General features: G+C 58.6%; 16 protein-coding genes and 1 pseudogene. 8 read left to right on the top strand and 9 right to left on the bottom strand.

Going from position 1 to position 17,712, the window contains the following annotated elements:
* Position 1 precedes the first annotated feature (1 nt).
* The 3 genes and pseudogenes from K5D32_RS26350 to K5D32_RS19125 form a co-directional block, all read right to left on the bottom strand.
* On the bottom strand, positions 2–883 hold the full coding sequence (locus tag K5D32_RS26350; protein WP_371874960.1) for a methyl-accepting chemotaxis protein: 882 nt from the start codon (positions 881–883) through the stop codon (positions 2–4).
* Positions 860–1,972: pseudogene (locus tag K5D32_RS26355) on the bottom strand (HAMP domain-containing protein); the annotation flags it as partial. The gene K5D32_RS26350 and the pseudogene K5D32_RS26355, both read right to left, overlap by 24 nt.
* 224 nt (positions 1,973–2,196) lie before the next feature.
* Positions 2,197–3,132, bottom strand: coding sequence for an LD-carboxypeptidase (locus K5D32_RS19125; RefSeq protein ID WP_221601429.1), 936 nt, complete (start codon positions 3,130–3,132; stop codon positions 2,197–2,199).
* A 196-nt stretch (positions 3,133–3,328) separates the two neighbouring features.
* On the opposite strand from K5D32_RS19125, the gene K5D32_RS19130 reads away from it, so the two are divergent.
* Positions 3,329–4,333, top strand: a complete 1,005-nt coding sequence (locus K5D32_RS19130) for an NADP-dependent oxidoreductase (protein WP_216705335.1) — start codon at positions 3,329–3,331, stop codon at positions 4,331–4,333.
* A gap of 48 nt (positions 4,334–4,381) precedes the next feature.
* Here the strand turns inward: K5D32_RS19130 and pyrF are convergent, their stop codons facing one another.
* On the bottom strand, positions 4,382–5,080 hold the full coding sequence (pyrF, locus tag K5D32_RS19135; RefSeq protein WP_198724744.1) for an orotidine-5'-phosphate decarboxylase: 699 nt from the start codon (positions 5,078–5,080) through the stop codon (positions 4,382–4,384).
* 290 nt (positions 5,081–5,370) lie between these two features.
* Between pyrF and eat the strand changes: the two genes are divergently transcribed.
* Complete coding sequence (gene eat / locus K5D32_RS19140) at positions 5,371–6,735, top strand: ethanolamine permease (RefSeq protein ID WP_221576518.1); 1,365 nt, start codon at positions 5,371–5,373, stop codon at positions 6,733–6,735.
* A gap of 114 nt (positions 6,736–6,849) precedes the next feature.
* Positions 6,850–7,017 (top strand): DUF2897 family protein, encoded by a 168-nt coding sequence (locus tag K5D32_RS19145; protein ID WP_038399776.1) that lies wholly within the window; start codon positions 6,850–6,852, stop codon positions 7,015–7,017.
* 11 nt (positions 7,018–7,028) lie between these two features.
* Here the strand turns inward: K5D32_RS19145 and K5D32_RS19150 are convergent, their stop codons facing one another.
* Positions 7,029–7,832 carry an ABC transporter substrate-binding protein gene (locus tag K5D32_RS19150; RefSeq protein WP_371856593.1) on the bottom strand — a complete coding sequence of 268 codons (804 nt, stop codon included), beginning with the start codon at positions 7,830–7,832 and terminating at the stop codon, positions 7,029–7,031.
* A 300-nt stretch (positions 7,833–8,132) separates the two neighbouring features.
* On the opposite strand from K5D32_RS19150, the gene K5D32_RS19155 reads away from it, so the two are divergent.
* Together K5D32_RS19155 and K5D32_RS19160 are read left to right on the top strand one after the other, a co-directional pair.
* Entirely contained in the window at positions 8,133–8,675 is a 543-nt protein-coding gene (locus K5D32_RS19155; RefSeq protein WP_025259344.1) for an exonuclease domain-containing protein, read from the top strand.
* 83 nt (positions 8,676–8,758) lie between these two features.
* On the top strand, positions 8,759–9,040 hold the full coding sequence (locus tag K5D32_RS19160) for a pyrimidine/purine nucleoside phosphorylase (protein WP_025259343.1): 282 nt from the start codon (positions 8,759–8,761) through the stop codon (positions 9,038–9,040).
* Positions 9,041–9,083: 43 nt separating this feature from the next.
* Here K5D32_RS19160 and K5D32_RS19165 read toward each other — a convergent pair whose 3' ends face one another.
* A complete protein-coding gene (locus K5D32_RS19165; RefSeq protein WP_221601431.1) occupies positions 9,084–10,862 on the bottom strand; it encodes an ABC transporter transmembrane domain-containing protein in 1,779 nt (592 codons plus the stop codon).
* Positions 10,863–11,061: 199 nt separating this feature from the next.
* Here K5D32_RS19165 and K5D32_RS19170 point away from each other — a divergent pair, with 199 nt between their 5' ends.
* Positions 11,062–11,238 carry a PA1571 family protein gene (locus K5D32_RS19170; protein WP_038399774.1) on the top strand — a complete coding sequence of 59 codons (177 nt, stop codon included), beginning with the start codon at positions 11,062–11,064 and terminating at the stop codon, positions 11,236–11,238.
* A 69-nt stretch (positions 11,239–11,307) separates the two neighbouring features.
* On the opposite strand, the gene pdxB is transcribed toward K5D32_RS19170, so the two are convergent.
* The 3 genes from pdxB to rlmM form a co-directional block, all read right to left on the bottom strand.
* The gene (gene pdxB / locus K5D32_RS19175; protein ID WP_221601432.1) at positions 11,308–12,447 is read right to left on the bottom strand and encodes a 4-phosphoerythronate dehydrogenase PdxB; all 1,140 of its coding nucleotides are present in this window, start codon (positions 12,445–12,447) and stop codon (positions 11,308–11,310) included.
* A 65-nt stretch (positions 12,448–12,512) separates the two neighbouring features.
* Positions 12,513–12,767: a sulfurtransferase TusA gene (gene tusA, locus K5D32_RS19180; RefSeq protein WP_201006201.1), complete on the bottom strand. Its 255-nt coding sequence runs from the start codon at positions 12,765–12,767 to the stop codon at positions 12,513–12,515.
* Positions 12,768–12,821: 54 nt separating this feature from the next.
* On the bottom strand, positions 12,822–13,904 hold the full coding sequence (gene rlmM / locus K5D32_RS19185) for a 23S rRNA (cytidine(2498)-2'-O)-methyltransferase RlmM (protein ID WP_221601433.1): 1,083 nt from the start codon (positions 13,902–13,904) through the stop codon (positions 12,822–12,824).
* A 147-nt stretch (positions 13,905–14,051) separates the two neighbouring features.
* Between rlmM and acnA the strand changes: the two genes are divergently transcribed.
* Positions 14,052–16,796, top strand: a complete 2,745-nt coding sequence (gene acnA, locus K5D32_RS19190; protein WP_221601434.1) for an aconitate hydratase AcnA — start codon at positions 14,052–14,054, stop codon at positions 16,794–16,796.
* A 75-nt stretch (positions 16,797–16,871) separates the two neighbouring features.
* Positions 16,872–17,663: a CPBP family intramembrane glutamic endopeptidase gene (locus K5D32_RS19195; RefSeq protein ID WP_221601435.1), complete on the top strand. Its 792-nt coding sequence runs from the start codon at positions 16,872–16,874 to the stop codon at positions 17,661–17,663.
* The last annotated feature ends 49 nt before the right edge of the window (positions 17,664–17,712 follow it).

Here is a 17,712-nt window from a genome sequence, read left to right on the forward strand (position 1 = left end):
ATCAAAGCCTGAAATGCCCGACCATCCCCTTCAGCTCCACGCCCAGTGAAGCCAGTTCGAGACTGGAGGCTGCGTTGTCCTGCATGGCCAGGGCCGAGTGATCGGCGCTGGCACGGATGCTTGTCACACTTCGGTTGATCTCTTCGGCCACCGAGCTTTGCTGTTCGGCGGCCGCAGCGATCTGCTGGTTCATCTGCTGAATCATCGACACTGCTTCGGCAATAGCACCCAACGCGCTTTCGGTTTGCAGCACATCACTGACTGCCAGTTTAACCAGCTCGCCACTGCTCTGAATCTGTTCAACCGACGCCTGCGCACCACTTTGCAGCCTGAACACCAGGTTTTCGATCTCCTGGGTTGATTGCTGCGTGCGCTTGGCAAGGGCACGAACCTCATCGGCCACCACGGCAAAACCACGCCCCTGCTCACCCGCCCGGGCCGCCTCGATGGCAGCATTGAGCGCCAGCAGGTTGGTTTGTTCGGCAACGCTTTTGATCACGTTCAAGATCTGGCCGATGTTCTGAATCTCGGCGCTCAGGTTCTGGATGCTCTGGCTGGCAGACTGCGATGAACCGGCCAGTTGCTCGATGCGCTGCATGCTCTGACGCACCACCGTCTGCCCACCACCCACCTTTTCATCAGCGGTTTGCGCGGCCAGTGCAGCCTCTTCGGCATTACGCGCCACATCATGGACAGTGGCAGTCATCTGATTCATTGCGGTAGCGACCTGCTCGGTTTCTTCCTTTTGAGAACCGACTTCCCGATTGGTCTGCTCAGTAACGCTCGACAAAGACTGCGCCGAGTTCGACAGTTGCTCGATGCCCGACTGCAAACCACTGACAATACGGCTCAAGCCCTCGCCCATCTGCTGCATGGCAAGCATCAACTGACCGATTTCATCGTGCCGCCGAACCTGCACACTGCCGCTCAAATCGCCTGCCGCAATGCGTTGCGCCAGGCCTATGACACTGCGCAGCGGGCCGACAATCAAGCGGGTAATCAACCAGGAAACAATAAACCCCACCAGCAAGGCCACCACCGACGAGCCGATAATCTGCAGGGTATTGGCCGTGAGTTGAGCCTGCACGGACTGATCCTCGGCAGCAGCCGCCTGGTTGACAAGCTCGACCACTTGCCGGGCATTGGTCGCCAACAGACTGGAAACCTGCGCTTCTCTGGCCAATAGCCCGGTGTACTCATTGAGCTTTTCGGTGAAGCTGACAATGTGCGTGCCGACTTCAGCCAACACCGTCAGGTAGCCCTCATCCTTGATCTGGGACTTGAGCTCTTCGGCCAGCCCCCTGGCCTGCTCGGCCTGTTCGATGGTCCCGGTTTTAGCTGCATCGCCGGAGCCCGTCCTGCGACTCTTGTCCAGACGGACACGGGCCTCGTCCATGGCTTGCTGCATCAATCTCGATACCTGACTGACCTTTCCGGACTGCTCGACAAACTCGGCACCTTGCTGGCCCTGGGTGTCCTTCAGCGTCCAGGTCCCATCATCGGCAAGACCCGCCTGCAACACCTCAAGGTTGTTGGAGACACTGGACACCGACCAACTGGCCATTTCCAGCGCAAGGTCCTTGCTTTGGCTGATATCGACGAACTCATCGAAAGAGGTGCGATAGGCAACCAGCGCCTGCTGAACCTGAGACAGCATCGCGGCACTGGCTGGCGACTGTTCCTGCAGCGACTGCGCGAGGGTGTTCAAGTCATCGATTCTGGCGTGAATCTGCTCGACGACCTTGGGGTCGCTGTGCAGCGCATATTCCTGCTCCAGCAGACGTACACGAAGCAAGCCGCTGTTGAGGGAGGACATCTGCTTCAGGCCATCGAAATGCAGACTGATGTTCTTCAGCGACCAGACACCAATGGCTGCCACCAGCGCCGTCAACAGCAGCACCAAAGTAAAACCAAAGCCCAGCTTCTTCGCCATACCGAGATTGGCGAAGCGTCTTTGTATGGCCAAGATCATAGCGTTCAATCCCCGTCCGAATCATTCGCCTTGAATGATCCACTCACGAGGCCATTCAATATCCATGCACATTCGCAACGGGTCGAATCAAGCGCAAGCCTGTGGCTCAGCAATAATGGCAAAGAGCTACGCAGACGTCGCTTTCAGAATGGTCGCCACGGCCACAGGCGGCCAGATGCTCCATCTGCGGGGGGAAACGCGATGCAATGAAGGAGATTCGTGCTTCAGGAACGGGCAGCGGCGGATACCAGCAAGGTCCCGGCATCCGCGTCAAGAATCGCCTCGGTTCCCAGAGGCACGGCCTGATTGACGTCCCCATGGCCCACCGGCAAACCGCCAAGGACCGGAATCCCCAGATTGCCCAGCCGCTCCTGCAACACATGGGCAGGGCTGATCGAACCGGCGGCATGGGCAGGCACACTGAAGTCGCCCGCCGCGATGCCGGCCAGACGCTGCAAAATGCCGCAATTGCCCAGGTGAGTCAGCAGACGATCGACACGATAGGCCGCTTCGCCGACATCCTCGATCAACAGGATGGCGCCTGTCAGGTCGGGCATGTAAGGCGTGCCGATGCAGGTGCTGAGCATGCTCAGATTGCCACCGAGCAACAAACCCTTGGCACTGCCACGAGTGCGCACGCTGCTGGTCGCAGCGGCGGGGTCGGCCTTGAGCAGCACCGGCTCGGCGCTCATCAATACGTGACGCATGCTGCTGGTGAACAGGCCGCCCCGCTCCAGTTGTGTCGCCACCGGGCCGTGAATGGTTGCAAGACCCGCATGCGTCCACAGCGCGCCGTGAAGGGCCGTGATGTCGGAAAAGCCCGTGACCAGTTTCGGATCGCGCCGAACGGATTCGTAATCGAGTTGCCCAAGAATGCGCTGGGTGCCGTAACCGCCACGATTGCAGATCACTGCACGGATTTGCGGGTCGGCCAGTGCGCTGTTCAGATCCGCAATGCGATCTTCGTCAGTGCCGGCATAAAAGGAATGTTTGCCCAAGGCATGCGGATAAACCCGCGGCTTCAAACCCCAACCTTCCAGCACCTGCACCGCAGCCTCGATTTTCGAGGCAACAACCGGACCGGCAGGCGACACCAGGGCAACGGCGTCACCTGAACGCAGCACGCGGGGGTAAAGGGTTGGCAGATTCGTGGCAGACATTGCGGCAATCCAGACTTTCAATGAACCGGCAATGTAGAGCACTGATGCAGGTGACTCAAGTCACAAACACCTTTGGTAACGGCTGGCCAGAGGCATCATCCGGCTGGATGGAACCGCATTCGCTACATGACCGTTGCTTGCCTGAAAGCGCATCAACAGCTTCAATCAGCCTTCTCACTCAAATCGAGGACCTGTCATGACCACCCTTTCCAATCGCCAGTTTCTGCTCGCCAAACGACCTGTTGGCCAACCCGGCAGAGAGAACTTCACGTATCAGGAAGTACCGGTCGCAGAAGTGGCAGACGGACAGATTCTGGTACGCAACCAGTACCTCTCCCTCGACCCGGCCATGCGTGGCTGGATGAACGAGGGCAAATCCTACATTCCGCCGGTTGAGCTGGGCCATGTGATGCGCGCTCTGGGCGTGGGTGAAGTGATCGAATCGAAGAACCCGCAGTTCGCGGCAGGCGATTACGTGCAAGGCTCGCTGGGTGTGCAGGATTACTTCGTCGGCGAGCCCCGAGGTTTCTACAAGGTTGACCCGCAACTCGCGCCGCTGCCCCGCTATCTTTCAGCACTGGGCATGACCGGCATGACCGCCTACTTCGCACTGCTGGATGTCGGCGCGCCGAAAAGCGGCGATACCGTGGTGATTTCCGGTGCTGCCGGCGCGGTAGGCAGCGTGGCCGGGCAAATCGCCAAGCTCAAGGGTTGCCGAGTCATCGGCATCGCTGGCGGCCAGGAAAAGTGCCGTTCGCTGACCGAAGAGCTGGGTTTCGATGGTGTTATCGACTACAAGAGCGAAGACGTCCTTGCCGGCCTGAAACGCGAGTGCCCCAAAGGCGTTGACGTGTATTTCGATAACGTGGGCGGCGACATTCTGGATGCCGTGCTCAGCCGTCTGGCACCGCGAGCCCGTGTAGTGATCTGCGGTGCCATCAGCCAGTACAACAACACGTCACCGATCAAAGGCCCGAGCAACTATTTGTCGCTGCTGGTCAACCGTGCGCGCATGGAAGGCTTTGTGGTGCTGGACTACGCTTCGCGCTTCGCCGAAGCCGGTCAGGAAATGGCGGGCTGGATTGCCGAAGGCAAGCTCAAGAGCCGCGAAGATGTGGTTGATGGGCTGGAAACCTTCCCGGAAACCCTGCTCAAGCTTTTCAGTGGCGAAAACTTCGGCAAGCTGGTGCTGAAGGTCTGATGACAGGAGCGAATTCATTCGCGAATGAATTCGCTCCTGCCGGGTGTATCAGGCCAGTTCGGCAACCACAGCCGCCAGGGCCTGGGCCGGATCGGCAGCCTGGCTGATCGGGCGGCCGATCACCAGATAATCGGAACCGGCGTCCAGTGCCTGGCGCGGCGTCAGGATGCGACGTTGATCGTCCTGTGCGCTGCCTGCCGGACGAATGCCTGGAGTGACCAGTTGCAGGGACGGGTGAGCGGCCTTCAGCGCCTGAGCTTCCAGAGCCGAACACACCAGACCATCCATGCCGGCCTTTTCAGCCAGGGCTGCCAGACGCAGCACCTGAACCTGCGGGTCGATATCCAGGCCAATGCCCGCCAGATCTTCACGCTCCATGCTGGTCAGCACGGTCACGCCAATCAACAGCGGTTGAGGACCGCTGCGCTTATCAAGCACCTCACGGCAGGCCGACATCATGCGCAGACCGCCGGAGCAATGCACGTTCACCATCCAGACGCCCATTTCCGCTGCTGCCTTGACGGCCATGGCAGTGGTGTTGGGGATGTCGTGAAATTTGAGGTCCAGGAACACTTCGAAACCCTTGTTGCGCAGGGTTTCGACGATATCCGAAGCACAACTGGTGAACAGCTCCTTGCCGACCTTCACCCGGCACAGTTTTGGATCGAGCTGGTCAGCCAGCCGCAAGGCGGCGTCACGGGTCGGAAAATCCAGGGCGACGATGACAGGAGTCTGGCAGGCGGACATGAGCGTGTTCTCAGGTAAGTCGAAATCGGCGCGCATTGTAGCCGAACCTGCTGGCGGACGGGACCCGGACTTTAAAAAAGCCAATACGCACTTGCAGCGCTCACCTTCATGGCCGGGCGCACCAAACCTGAGCCCATGAAACCACCTGAAACCGGAGACGTTCTGCAAACGACCCCATTTGAAGCAATACGACGACGATTCATGCACTGGCACGGAGCCTGCAAACGAAAACATAAAAAGAGCAAGCAAAAAGATATTTCAACGCTTTTCGAAGCATCAGGGAGAAACACATGAGTCAACAACTCAAGCCAACGCTGGGCACGCTGCACCTGTGGGGGATCGCGGTCGGGCTGGTGATTTCAGGCGAATACTTCGGCTGGAGCTACGGCTGGGGCGTAGCCGGAACCCTCGGTTTTCTGGTCACGGCCTTGATGGTCGCAACGATGTACACCTGTTTCATCTTCAGCTTTACCGAGCTGACCACCGCTATTCCCCACGCGGGCGGTCCATTTGCCTATAGCCGCCGCGCATTCGGCGAGAAAGGCGGCCTGATCGCCGGTATGGCGACGCTGATCGAATTCGTCTTTGCGCCCCCGGCCATTGCCCTGGCAATCGGTGCCTACCTGAACGTGCAATACCCTGAGCTGGACCCCAAGCATGCGGCGGTCGGAGCCTATATCGTGTTCATGACCCTCAATATTCTGGGCGTGAAGCTGGCAGCAACCTTCGAGCTGGTTGTCTGTGTACTGGCCGTGGCCGAGCTGCTGGTATTCATGGGCGTTGTGGCTCCGGCTTTCAGCTTCAGCAACTTCGCATTGCATGGCTGGGCAGGTTCCAGCACCTTTGGCCCGGGTGCGATTGCCGGTATGTTCGCCGCGATTCCATTCGCCATCTGGTTCTTCCTGGCCATTGAAGGTGCAGCCATGGCCGCCGAAGAAGCCAAGGACCCGAAACGGACCATTCCCAAAGCCTACGTCAGCGGCATTCTGACGCTGGTAGTGCTGGCCATCGGCGTCATGCTGTTTGCAGGCGGCGTGGGCGACTGGCGCACCCTGTCCAACATCAACGACCCGCTGCCACAGGCCATGAAGGCTGTAGTCGGCGATAACTCCGGCTGGCTGCACATGCTGGTCTGGATCGGCCTGTTTGGTCTGGTTGCCAGCTTCCACGGGATCATTCTGGGCTACTCGCGCCAGTTCTTCGCCCTGGCGCGTGCCGGTTACCTGCCTGCTTCGCTGGCCAAGCTCTCGCGCTTCCAGACCCCGCACCGGGCAATCATCGCCGGTGGACTGATCGGCATTGCTGCCATCTACAGTGACGGCCTGATCAATCTGAGCGGCATGACCCTGACCGCGGCCATGATCACCATGGCCGTATTTGGCGCAATCGTGATGTACATCATGAGCATGCTCAGCCTGTTCAAGCTGCGCAAGACCGAACCCTTGCTGGAGCGTAGCTTCCGGGCGCCGGGCTACCCGATCGTTCCGGGCATCGCCCTGACCCTGGCCGTGGTATGCCTGCTGGCAATGGCCTGGTTCAATCCGCTGATCGGTTTCATCTTCCTCTGCTTCATGGCCGTGGGCTTCATCTACTTCAGCCTTACCGCCCAGTCGCGTGCCGACGCGCCTGCCGACTCCATGCTGACCGGCTCCTGAAACAAAAGGCCGCGTGAAACCATGAGGGTCTCACGCGGCCTTGCCAGAGCGCATACACTTGAACCATTGAGCAGCCTCTTGCTCAAACCGGTATGACTTCAAGGAGAGAGTGCTATGCCCTGGTATGCCTGGTTGATTCTGATCGTTGCAATTGGCTCCATCGTCGGCGGCCTGATGTTACTGCGCGACACAGCGCAAAAGCTGCCTCTGACCGAAGAGCAGCTCAAGCGTATTCATGAACGCAATGCCGAGATGGATGCCAAGGAAGCCAAGGATCGGTGATCCCGGCTTGTCTACCTTCCGACCTTCTTGCTCACTGCAGTGTCCGCAGATGCAGCCGAGTAAGGAGGCACGGCGAGGACCTTGATGTGCAGGGGCTCGAAGATCCTTGCGAATTCCCCGTTATCCCGCAACTGCTGTAACAGTTGATCAAACTTCGTAGCGCTGATGCTGCCGCCCGGCCGCAACAGTGCATATTGCCGATAAAGCTGATCGACCCGCTCGGAAACCAGAAACTGTTCGGCCTCGCCGGGGTTATGCGCCATGAAGTCCACCAGATAGGAGCGCGTTACCGGCGCGATATCCACACGCCCGCGTATCACCATCAATAGATTGCTGTCATGGGAATAGGTCGAGGTGGCATTGAAGTTTTCGCTCAGATACTTCTGGTCTGCATTGAAGTTGGCGAACCCATAGTGATAACCGCTGAACAGGGCCAGACGCTTGTCCGAAAGATCATCGAAGTAACTCTGCTGACGCCCTTCGACCCGCCGTGCCACAAAGACTTCGGCATCCTCAAGCCCCATGTCCACCTTGTCATAGGCGACATGTTTCCAGCCCCAGTCGGGGTTTTCAAAAATGGCGATATCGAAACGGCCCTGGGCAAAGTCCCGGAAGCGACGCTGCACGGAAGTCGGCACCACCACGAACTCATAGTCCCGCTGACTGGCATTCAAGGCCTCGATGAGCTTGGGAAGAAGCCCGGTATCGTTGCCTCTTTCAGGGCGAATCATATAGGGCGGAAAATGCACGGCCGCCACTTGCACGACCTGAGCAGCCTGGACCTGCCAGCTCACCAGAAGCGAGACGATCAGCATCGCTCCCTTACGCAACAACACATCGGTTATTACTGCGCGCGTCTTCATGAAAAGGTATCGATCAAAAACGCCACACGCTATGCGCTTTCAGCAGTTTAAACAACTCCCAAATCCATGATTCGGAATAAGTCGCACATAACCTGAAAAGTCCAAGGGCGAATGCGACAAAAGACAAGGCACCCCTGAAGTATTCAACGGTCGATTGAAGTATCGGCAACAGCGCAGTAAAACCTTATCGAGCATAGCCAGATGAATATGGCTACTCTGGACTCACTAAAACTGTTGGATGGGAGCTTCATAATGCCGCATTGGCTGGTGATCGACCTGGAGGCTACCACCGAAGAAGGCGGATGGCCGGTCGCAGAAATGGAAATCATCGAGATCGGTGCAACGCTGGTGAATCAGGATGGGCGCGAGCTGGACCACTTCGAACGCTTCGTACGCCCCGCGCGCCGCCCCTTGCTGACGCACTTCTGTCGGGAACTGACCCATATCAGCCAGAGCAATATCGACAGCGCGGCATCCCTGAGCAATGTATGGCCCCAGTTCGAGCGCTGGTTGAGCCATCATCAGGCACGCATTGTCGGCTGGGCCAGTTGGGGAGATTACGACCGCAAGCAACTGGAGGAACAGTGGCGCGAGCATCGACTGGAAAGTGCCCTGAACGAGCTGCCTTATGTAAACCTCAAACAGCGCTTCGCCGAGGCCCGTCAATTACAACGCGCACCCGGACTCAACAGTGCGCTGCAACTGGCAGGCATGCAGTTCAGCGGCCAGCAGCATCGGGCACTGGTTGATGCTCGCAATACTGCCAGACTGTTACCGTTGATAATTCCCAATTGAATATCAGGATTGCCAAGTGACGATGCTGGATACCTTGGGCATACTATTCGACCCTTTTCAGCCCTTTTATCAAGGAATCTCGCATGTTCAAGGTCAATGAGTACTTCGACGGCACTGTCAAATCCATCGCGTTCAGTCAGACGGAAGGCCAGGCCACCATTGGCGTGATGGCAGCGGGCGAATATGAGTTCGGCACAGCGCAACGTGAAATCATGCACGTGATTTCCGGCGAGCTGATCGTCAAGCTGCCGGACAGCACTGACTGGGAAACCTTCAGCAGCGGCAGCCAGTTCAATGTACCGGCCAACAGCAAGTTTCAGCTGAAGGTAAGCGTGGACACTGCTTACCTGTGCGAATACCGCTGATTGAAGCCAGGGCTGCGTGCCAGACACGCAGCCTGCCACAGACTCAAACCCGCTCCTCCATCTGCGCACTGAACTGAAGCGCAGCCAGACGCGCGTACAGCGGATTGCTGGCTATCAGTTGCCGATGAGTTCCCACCGCCACCAGACGCCCCTGATCAATCACCGCAATACGGTCGGCATTCTGTACCGTGGCCAGTCGGTGCGCGATCACCAGGGTGGTACGGCCTTTCATCAGGCTTGGCAGAGCTTGCTGGATAAGATGCTCACTTTGCGCATCCAGCGCACTGGTGGCTTCGTCCAGCAGCAGAATCGGCGCATCGACCAGCAATGCCCGGGCAATGGCCAGACGCTGCCTCTGCCCGCCGGACAACCCGAGGCCGCCATCCCCCAGGTGAGTCTGGTAACCGTCAGCCATCTGCATGATGAATTCATGGGCATGGGCAATACGTGCAGCAGCCTCGACCTGTTCGGCGCTGGCACTGGAGTTGCCATAGCGAATGTTGTCTTCAACGCTGCCAAAGAACAGGGCAGGCGTCTGTGAGACAAGGGCAAAGTTGCGACGCAGATCGTGAGGGTCAAGCTGCAGGATGGGCACGCCTTCAATCAGAATGCGCCCCTGCTGAGGGTCGTAGAAGCGCAGCAGCAGATCGAACAGCGTTGACTTGCCGGCCCCGGATGGCCCGACCAGCGCGATGGTTTCACCGGTGGCGATGCTCAGGGTCAAGTTATCGATTGCCTTGTGATCCAGTCGGGACGGATAGGCGAAACTCACGCTCTCCAGCTCCAGACGGCCACTGACTCTGGCCGGCAGGCCAAGAAGGCCGCTGGCTGGCGGGGTGATTTCGCTGCGGACCTGAAGCAGTTCGCTGATACGTTCGGCCGCGCCCACACCGCGCTGCAATTCGCCGATCACCTCGCTCAGCGAGCCAAAGGAAGTGCCGACCAGAAGCGCATAGAACACAAAGGCGGATAACTCGCCGCTGGTAATGGTGCCTTTGATCACGTCCATCCCGCCAACCCAGAGGATCACGCCGACAGCCCCCAGCACCAGGGAAATCACCACGGTAATCAGCCAGGATCGCTGCAGAATATATTTGCGGGCGGTGCCAAAGGCCTTTTCGACCGTTTGGGAAAAGTGCACCTTGTCATGCTCCTGATGGTTATAGGCCTGAACCGTCTTGATCTGCCTGAGCGCCTCGGCGACATAGCTGCCCACGTCGGCCACAAGATCCTGGGTTTCCCGGGACAGGCGACGCACCCGGCGACCGAATACCAGGATCGGCACAATCACCAGCGGCAAGGTCAGCACCACGATACTGGTCAGCTTGGGATTGGTGATGAACAAGAGAATGATGCCGCCAATCACCATCAGCGCACTGCGCAGGAATATCGACAGAGACGACCCCACCACCGATTGCAGCAAGGTGGTATCGGCCGTCAGCCGCGACTGGATTTCCGAGCTGCGGTTATTTTCGTAGAACGCCGGATGCAGATTGACCAGGTGCTCGAACACGCGATTGCGCAAATCCGCCACGACTCGCTCACCAATCCACGACACCAGGTAGAAACGGGTAAAAGTGCCAATGGAGAGGCCGACCGTCACCAGCAGGAAAAAACCGATCGATCGCTCAAGCTGCTCGGCGGAACCGGTCATGAACCCATGATCCACGATCATCTTGATGCCCTGCCCCATGAACAGCATGAGGCCTGCCGTAATGACCAAAGCCAGCAGAGCCCCCAGAGCATGCCAACGATAGGGAGAGATAAAACTCAGGGCCAGACGAATGGCAGGTCTTTGAGCAATGGAAAACACCGAAGGCATAATCATGAACCTGTGTCTGAAGCAGAAAAACCGGCGTTATGACACCTCACCGGTTTTCTAGAAGGGATCGTTCTAAGCAAAAACTGGCAGTTTTATATCATTTCTGTTGCACTGAGGCTCAGCTTGCGACTGGAACTGTCACTGCACGGTCATCAAACGCGGGTAGTTTAGAGATAACACCTGATCAAGGAGAAAGACTATGAACGCGCAAGAAGGGAGCAATCAAGTCCAGGTCGTACGAGCCACTCCCAACCTCTCCGTAGGTGGTGCTGTGCTCGACAAGGACGGACGTGAAATCGTCATTACCGAAGAGATGGTTCAGGCCGCCTGCCAGGAATGCGAAAAATCCTGGGTCACGCCTGAAAAACAGAACTGAGCGTCATCCCCCTTTTCAGAACCCGACCCGCGTGTCGGGTTTTTTCTGCCAGTCATTTAGCCCGTCAGCTCAGACCAGCGATGCTCCCAGCGCCAGGACCATCTGCCTCAACACTGCGGACTCCCCTTCCAGTCGCACCTTCAAACCTTCGATTTCCCGACGTGGCGGGTAATGCTTGCGCAGGGCATCAAAGGCCAGACGCTGACTGGCAGTGTCGTTCACCAGGCTGCGACGAAAATCCGCATCGTCGCGGCGCGGATCATAAACGCCCCTGCACAACATGTTCAGCGCCCAGACCGGATCGGTTTGTCCGTCCAGGCTGACTTGCGCCAGCCAGGGACGCGGCAGCAGGTCATCCAGAAGAATGGTTGCCGGCTGATTGAGAAAGTTACACAGCGCCTGATAGATCTGCGCGGTTCCACGCTGCCTGCCATCGAGGCTGTAACCGGCGATATGCGGCGTGCCGATCACACACAGGTCCGCCAGCGGCACATTGACCTGCGGCTCGCCTTCCCAGACATCGAGTACCGCCTGCAGGTCTTCGCGCTCCAGCAGGACGTCATGCAGCGCGAGGTTATCGATCACGGCACCACGGCTGGCATTGATCAGCCAGGCGCCTTGCCTGAGCTGACGCAGACGCGATTCGTCGAACAGATGCCAGGTGGGCTGCTCGCCGTTTCTGGTCAACGGCGTATGCAGGCTGATGACATCGCAACGGGCAACGATCTCGTCAAGGCTGACGTACTCGCCGCCTTCTGCGGCTCTGGGCGGATCGCAGACCAGCACATTCCAGCCCAGCGCCTTGAGCACCTTGATCAGGCGACCACCCACCTGACCGGCGCCGACTACGCCATAGGTTCGCTGCCTGAGGTCTGCGCCTTCGATTTCAGCCAGGGTCAGCAGGCTGCCCAGCACGTAGTCCACAACGCCTCGGGCATTGCAGCCCGGCGCACTGGACCACTGAATGCCCGCCTGCTGGAAATAATCCAGATCCAGATGATCCGTGCCAATGGTGCAGGTCCCGACAAAGCGCACCGCACTGCCTTCGAGCATCCCGCGGTCGACGTTGGTCACCGAACGCACCAGCAGGATATCGGCATCGGCAACCGCCGCCCGATCGATGGAGCGCCCCGGCAAGCGACGTATCTCGCCGAAATGGGCAAAAAAGGCATCGAGCAGCGGGATATTTTCGTCAGCGACAATGCGCATGAAAGAGTCTCTGTTAACCGAAGGGGGAACGATCCATCGTCATGCGGGCGGCAGGAGAACCTGCCTCAATCCTGTTTCTTGCGGATCCAGTAGAGAAAAGTCCCGCCATCGGTCTGTTGCTCCACCAGTTCATGGCCAAGAAACACACAGAATTTGGGAATGTCGCGCCGGGTCGAAGGGTCCGTGGCAATCACCTTGAGCAGGCCACCGGCATGCAGGTCGCGAACCTTCTGATGCAACATCATCACAGGTTCCGGGCAATTGAGCCCGCTGGCATCCAGGGTTGCATCAACGGGCTGGTTTTCGATGGGTTCAGACATGAGGCACTCCAGAAACTGGCAGCAATTGTCGCTCAATTCATTCAATCAGGCCAATCAGCCCTTGCGCGGCCGACTTGCCTTGGCAACGTCCAGTCTGCGCAGGTGACAGGTCACTTCCTCGCGGTCGTGATACAGCTGCTTGCAGCCAATCGAAACCCTGACGCCGCGCGCCTGAAAACCTTCCTCGATACGATCCAGCAAGCGGCGCACCTCAGCGTAGCGCTGCTTCATGGGCAGCTTGAGGTTGACCACCGCCTCACGGCACAGGCCTTCACCCAGCCAGGTTTCCAGCAAGGCGGCGTTACGCGCAGGCTTTTCGACGATATCGCAGACCATCCAGTCGACTGTCTGACGAGGCTTGTAGGTAAAACCGTCGGCCATCAAATGCTGCACCAGACCGGTTTCCATCAGGCTTTCAGCCATGGGGCCGTTATCGATGGCGGTGACCAGCATGCCGCGACGCACCAGTTGATACGTCCAGCCACCCGGCGCCGCACCCAGGTCTACGCCGGTCATGTCACTGGACAGGCGCTCGTCCCACTCCTGACGCGGAATGAAGTGATGCCAGGCCTCTTCGAGTTTCAGGGTCGAACGGCTCGGTGCTTCCCGAGGGAACTTCAGGCGCGGAATGCCCATGGGCCACATGGCCGAGTTATCAGCCTCGGCGAGCCCCAGAAACACTTCGCGGCCACTCTTGAAGGTCAGCAACAGACGCGGCTTGCGCGAATCGTCCACCAGCTTGCCAGCCTGGGTCAGCGCCTTGCGCAGCGGAGCCTCGAACTTCTTGCAGAAATTCGACAGTTCCTTGCCATCGTTGGTGTCTACCACTTCCAGCCATACGCTGCCGCAGACCGGAAAAGTCGCCATGTGAGCCAGAATCACGCTGATGCGATCGGTTTCAGGCAAATCGAGAAAGACTCCCCGAGCCCATTGTCGTGGGAAGATCAACCGGTCAAAACGCTGACCGCTCATCAGGCGCCGGGCGCCGTCCTCTTCGGTACAGATGAACTCGGCACATGCCGTATCGGGCTTGGCCTTGGCATAACCGGCCACATTCAGGCGCGCAGCATGATCGGATATCTCCGAACAGACCTCGCTTTCGAAACCCGGTCGGCAATGCATAAACAGCGTATTCATGGTGACTCCCGGCCCCGCAGACTTGAAAGCCGCGCATGATAGCCCAATCAGGAACCACTGGTGCGGCTCGACAGTCCACAGAATGTCTGGCTCCCGACCTGTTGCATGGAGCCAGTACCGCTTGCATAACTCGAAAAGGAGTCATTCATGCCCTCCCTGGATAGCCTGAAAAGCCTGAAAACACTCGAAATCGACAACCAGACCTACCATTACTTCAGCCTGCCGGAAGCTGCAAAATCACTGGGCGACCTGGACAAACTGCCCATGTCGCTCAAAGTACTGCTGGAAAACCTGCTGCGCTGGGAAGACGACAAGACCGTCACCGGTGAAGACCTCAAGGCACTTGCCGCCTGGCTGACCGAACGCCGCTCGGACCGAGAGATTCAATACCGCCCTGCCAGGGTTCTGATGCAGGACTTTACCGGCGTGCCGGCCGTGGTGGATCTGGCGGCCATGCGTGCAGCCGTGGCCAAGGCCGGTGGCGACCCGCAGCGGATCAACCCGTTGTCGCCGGTTGATCTGGTCATCGACCACTCAGTCATGGTGGACCGATTTGGCGATTCCGACGCCTTCGGCGACAACGTCGAAATCGAAATGCAACGCAATGGTGAGCGCTATGCCTTCCTGCGCTGGGGCCAGAGCGCCTTCGATAACTTCAGCGTGGTCCCGCCAGGCACCGGCATCTGCCATCAGGTGAATCTGGAATACCTGGGCCGCACGGTCTGGACCAAGGAAGAGGATGGCCGCACTTATGCCTTCCCCGACACACTGGTGGGTACCGACTCCCACACCACCATGATCAACGGCCTGGGCGTATTAGGCTGGGGCGTGGGCGGGATCGAAGCCGAAGCGGCCATGCTCGGCCAGCCGGTATCGATGCTGATCCCGGAAGTGATCGGCTTCAAGCTGACCGGCAAGCTGAAGGAAGGCATCACTGCGACGGATCTGGTGCTGACTGTCACCCAGATGCTGCGCAAGAAAGGCGTGGTCGGCAAGTTCGTCGAGTTCTATGGCGACGGGCTGGCGGATCTGCCGCTGGCCGACCGGGCGACCATTGCCAATATGGCCCCCGAATATGGCGCAACCTGCGGTTTCTTCCCGGTGGACGATGTGACACTGGATTACCTGCGCCTTTCCGGCCGTCCGGATACCACGGTGAAACTGGTGGAAGCCTATTGCAAAGCCCAGGGTCTTTGGCGACTGCCGGGCAAGGAACCGGTGTTCACCGACAGCCTGGAACTGGACATGGGTACTGTACAAGCCAGTCTGGCCGGACCGAAACGTCCACAGGATCGAGTCGATCTGCCCGCCGTCCCACAGGCCTTCGATGATTTTCTCGGCCTGCAGGTCAAGCCTGCCCGCACTGAAGAAGGTCGTCTGGAAAGTGAAGGCGGCGGTGGCGTGGCCGTGGGCAATGCCGAACAGGTCAGTGGCGAGGCCGAGTATGAGCACGATGGCCAGACTCACCGGCTGAAAAATGGCGCAGTGGTCATAGCCGCCATTACCTCCTGCACCAACACCTCCAACCCCAGCGTAATGATGGCTGCCGGGCTGGTAGCGAAAAAGGCTGTGGAAAAAGGCCTGAAGCGCAAACCATGGGTGAAAAGCTCTCTGGCTCCCGGCTCCAAGGTGGTCACCGACTATTACAAGGCTGCGGGCCTGACCCAATACCTGGACGCGCTGGGCTTCGATCTGGTGGGCTACGGCTGCACCACGTGTATCGGTAACTCCGGGCCGCTGCTGGCGCCCATCGAAAACGCCATCCAGAACGCGGACCTCACCGTGGCCTCGGTATTGTCCGGCAACCGCAATTTCGAGGGCCGGGTTCACCCACTGGTAAAGACCAACTGGCTGGCATCGCCACCTCTGGTCGTGGCCTATGCCCTGGCAGGTACAGTGCGTATCGATATCAGTAGCGAACCCCTGGGTGAAGGCTCGGACGGCAAACCGGTCTACCTGCGTGATATCTGGCCCAGCCAGCAGGAAATCGCCGAAGCCGTGCAAAGCGTCAATACCGGCATGTTCCACAAGGAATACGCCGAGGTCTTCGCCGGTGACGAGCAATGGCAGGCCATCGAAGTACCGCAGGCAGCCACTTATGTCTGGCAGCAGGACTCTACCTATATCCAGCATCCACCGTTCTTTGCCGACATCGCAGGTCCCCTGCCGGTGATCGAGGATATTCAAGACGCGCGGATTCTGGCATTGCTGGGGGACTCGGTGACCACCGACCATATTTCTCCGGCAGGCAATATCAAGACTGACAGCCCGGCAGGACGCTACTTGCGCGATCAGGGTGTGGAACCCAAGGACTTCAACTCCTACGGATCACGCCGTGGCAATCATGAAGTGATGATGCGCGGCACCTTCGCCAATATCCGCATCCGCAACGAAATGCTGGGCGGCGAGGAAGGCGGCAATACGCTGCATGTGCCCAGCGGCGAAAAACTGGCCATCTATGACGCCGCCATGCGCTATCAGGCAGAGGGCACGCCATTGGTGATTATTGCAGGCCAGGAATACGGCACCGGTTCAAGCCGCGACTGGGCCGCAAAGGGCACCAATCTGTTGGGCGTAAAAGCCGTTATCGCCGAAAGTTTCGAGCGGATCCATCGCTCCAATCTGGTCGGCATGGGTGTCTTGCCCCTGCAGTTCAAGAATGGCCAGAACCGCAAATCCCTGAACCTCACGGGCAAGGAGACAATGGACGTCAGCGGCCTGACCGGTGCCGAGGTGCGACCTGGCATGAGCCTGACGCTCAAGATCACTCGCGAAGACGGCAGCAAGGAAGATCTGGAAGTGCTGTGCCGGATCGACACGCTCAACGAAGTGGAGTACTTCAAATCAGGAGGAATTCTGCATTATGTGTTGAGGCAGTTGATTGCGTCGTAAGGGTGATTCGCGAATGAATTCCTGCCGGGCGGTATAACGCCATAGAATCTCCGCTTTTGCTTCGGGAGATTCTCCATGGCACCAGAGTACCGGGTGTTTTTCTGTCTGCTCGGCCTCGGGTACGCCATTGCGCTGTTCTACGGCCAGCTTCAGTGGCCGGCTGCCCTGGCAGTCGGCCTGCTGCTGATCGCGGGATTTTTTGTCAGGCAGTCGGGCCACAGGTGGGTCGGCGGGCTCGGGCATGGCGCGTTCATTGTCACGGGCATTGCCCTGGCCGCTCATCTGTTGCCCGGTTTCAACAGCGCCAAAGTGTTCGACGCGGTTCGCTTCAGCCCTGAAGCGGCGCCCTTCTCCATGTCCCTGAATCTGGATAAACCGCTGATTGGGTTCTGGGTGCTGTTGTTCTGCCCATGGCTCCTGACGTCAGTGCCCCTTGCACGCTCAATGAAAGTGGCGGCCCTGAGCCTGATCGCAACTACCGTGCTGTGCATGGCCACCGCAGTTGCCCTTGGCGTCACCGGCTGGGAGGCGAAATGGCCGGAGCACGGCACGCTCTGGTTACTGAACAATCTGTTGCTGGTGACAATCACCGAAGAGTTGTTCTTCCGTGCCTATCTGCAAGGCGCACTGCAACAAATCTTTAAGAAAACATGGCTGGGCAGCACGCTTGCCATCGGTATCGCTGCCATACTGTTCGGGCTCGCCCATTTCGGCTCGGGATGGCAATGGGTATTGCTCGCGAGTCTGGCCGGTGTGGGTTATGGCATTGCCTATCGTTTCGGTGGCCTGCAAGCCGCCGTCATCAGCCACTTCGGGTTGAACCTGATTCATTTCGGGCTGTTCACCTATCCGATGCTGGATCGATAAGCATTGATACATGACAATGATTCTCTACTGATTTAACTGCAAAGCTCAA

It is taken from the genome of Pseudomonas cichorii (assembly GCF_019719005.1).
Classification (GTDB): domain Bacteria; phylum Pseudomonadota; class Gammaproteobacteria; order Pseudomonadales; family Pseudomonadaceae; genus Aquipseudomonas; species Aquipseudomonas cichorii_E.

Bases quoted from the DNA above. Each gene is read 5' to 3' on its own strand.
- rlmM (WP_221601433.1), bottom strand. From the start codon at position 13,904: ATGAATACGCTGTTTATGCATTGCCGACCGGGTTTCGAAAGCGAGGTC.
- K5D32_RS19195 (WP_221601435.1), top strand. From the start codon at position 16,872: ATGGCACCAGAGTACCGGGTGTTTTTCTGTCTGCTCGGCCTCGGGTAC.
- K5D32_RS19155 (WP_025259344.1), top strand. From the start codon at position 8,133: ATGCCGCATTGGCTGGTGATCGACCTGGAGGCTACCACCGAAGAAGGC.
- pdxB (WP_221601432.1), bottom strand. From the start codon at position 12,447: ATGCGCATTGTCGCTGACGAAAATATCCCGCTGCTCGATGCCTTTTTT.
- acnA (WP_221601434.1), top strand. From the start codon at position 14,052: ATGCCCTCCCTGGATAGCCTGAAAAGCCTGAAAACACTCGAAATCGAC.
- K5D32_RS26350 (WP_371874960.1), bottom strand. From the start codon at position 883: ATGCTTGCCATGCAGCAGATGGGCGAGGGCTTGAGCCGTATTGTCAGT.
- pyrF (WP_198724744.1), bottom strand. From the start codon at position 5,080: ATGTCCGCCTGCCAGACTCCTGTCATCGTCGCCCTGGATTTTCCGACC.
- K5D32_RS19165 (WP_221601431.1), bottom strand. From the start codon at position 10,862: ATGCCTTCGGTGTTTTCCATTGCTCAAAGACCTGCCATTCGTCTGGCC.
- tusA (WP_201006201.1), bottom strand. From the start codon at position 12,767: ATGTCTGAACCCATCGAAAACCAGCCCGTTGATGCAACCCTGGATGCC.
- K5D32_RS19160 (WP_025259343.1), top strand. From the start codon at position 8,759: ATGTTCAAGGTCAATGAGTACTTCGACGGCACTGTCAAATCCATCGCG.
- K5D32_RS19145 (WP_038399776.1), top strand. From the start codon at position 6,850: ATGCCCTGGTATGCCTGGTTGATTCTGATCGTTGCAATTGGCTCCATC.
- K5D32_RS19125 (WP_221601429.1), bottom strand. From the start codon at position 3,132: ATGTCTGCCACGAATCTGCCAACCCTTTACCCCCGCGTGCTGCGTTCA.
- K5D32_RS19130 (WP_216705335.1), top strand. From the start codon at position 3,329: ATGACCACCCTTTCCAATCGCCAGTTTCTGCTCGCCAAACGACCTGTT.
- K5D32_RS19170 (WP_038399774.1), top strand. From the start codon at position 11,062: ATGAACGCGCAAGAAGGGAGCAATCAAGTCCAGGTCGTACGAGCCACT.
- K5D32_RS19150 (WP_371856593.1), bottom strand. From the start codon at position 7,832: ATGCTGATCGTCTCGCTTCTGGTGAGCTGGCAGGTCCAGGCTGCTCAG.
- eat (WP_221576518.1), top strand. From the start codon at position 5,371: ATGAGTCAACAACTCAAGCCAACGCTGGGCACGCTGCACCTGTGGGGG.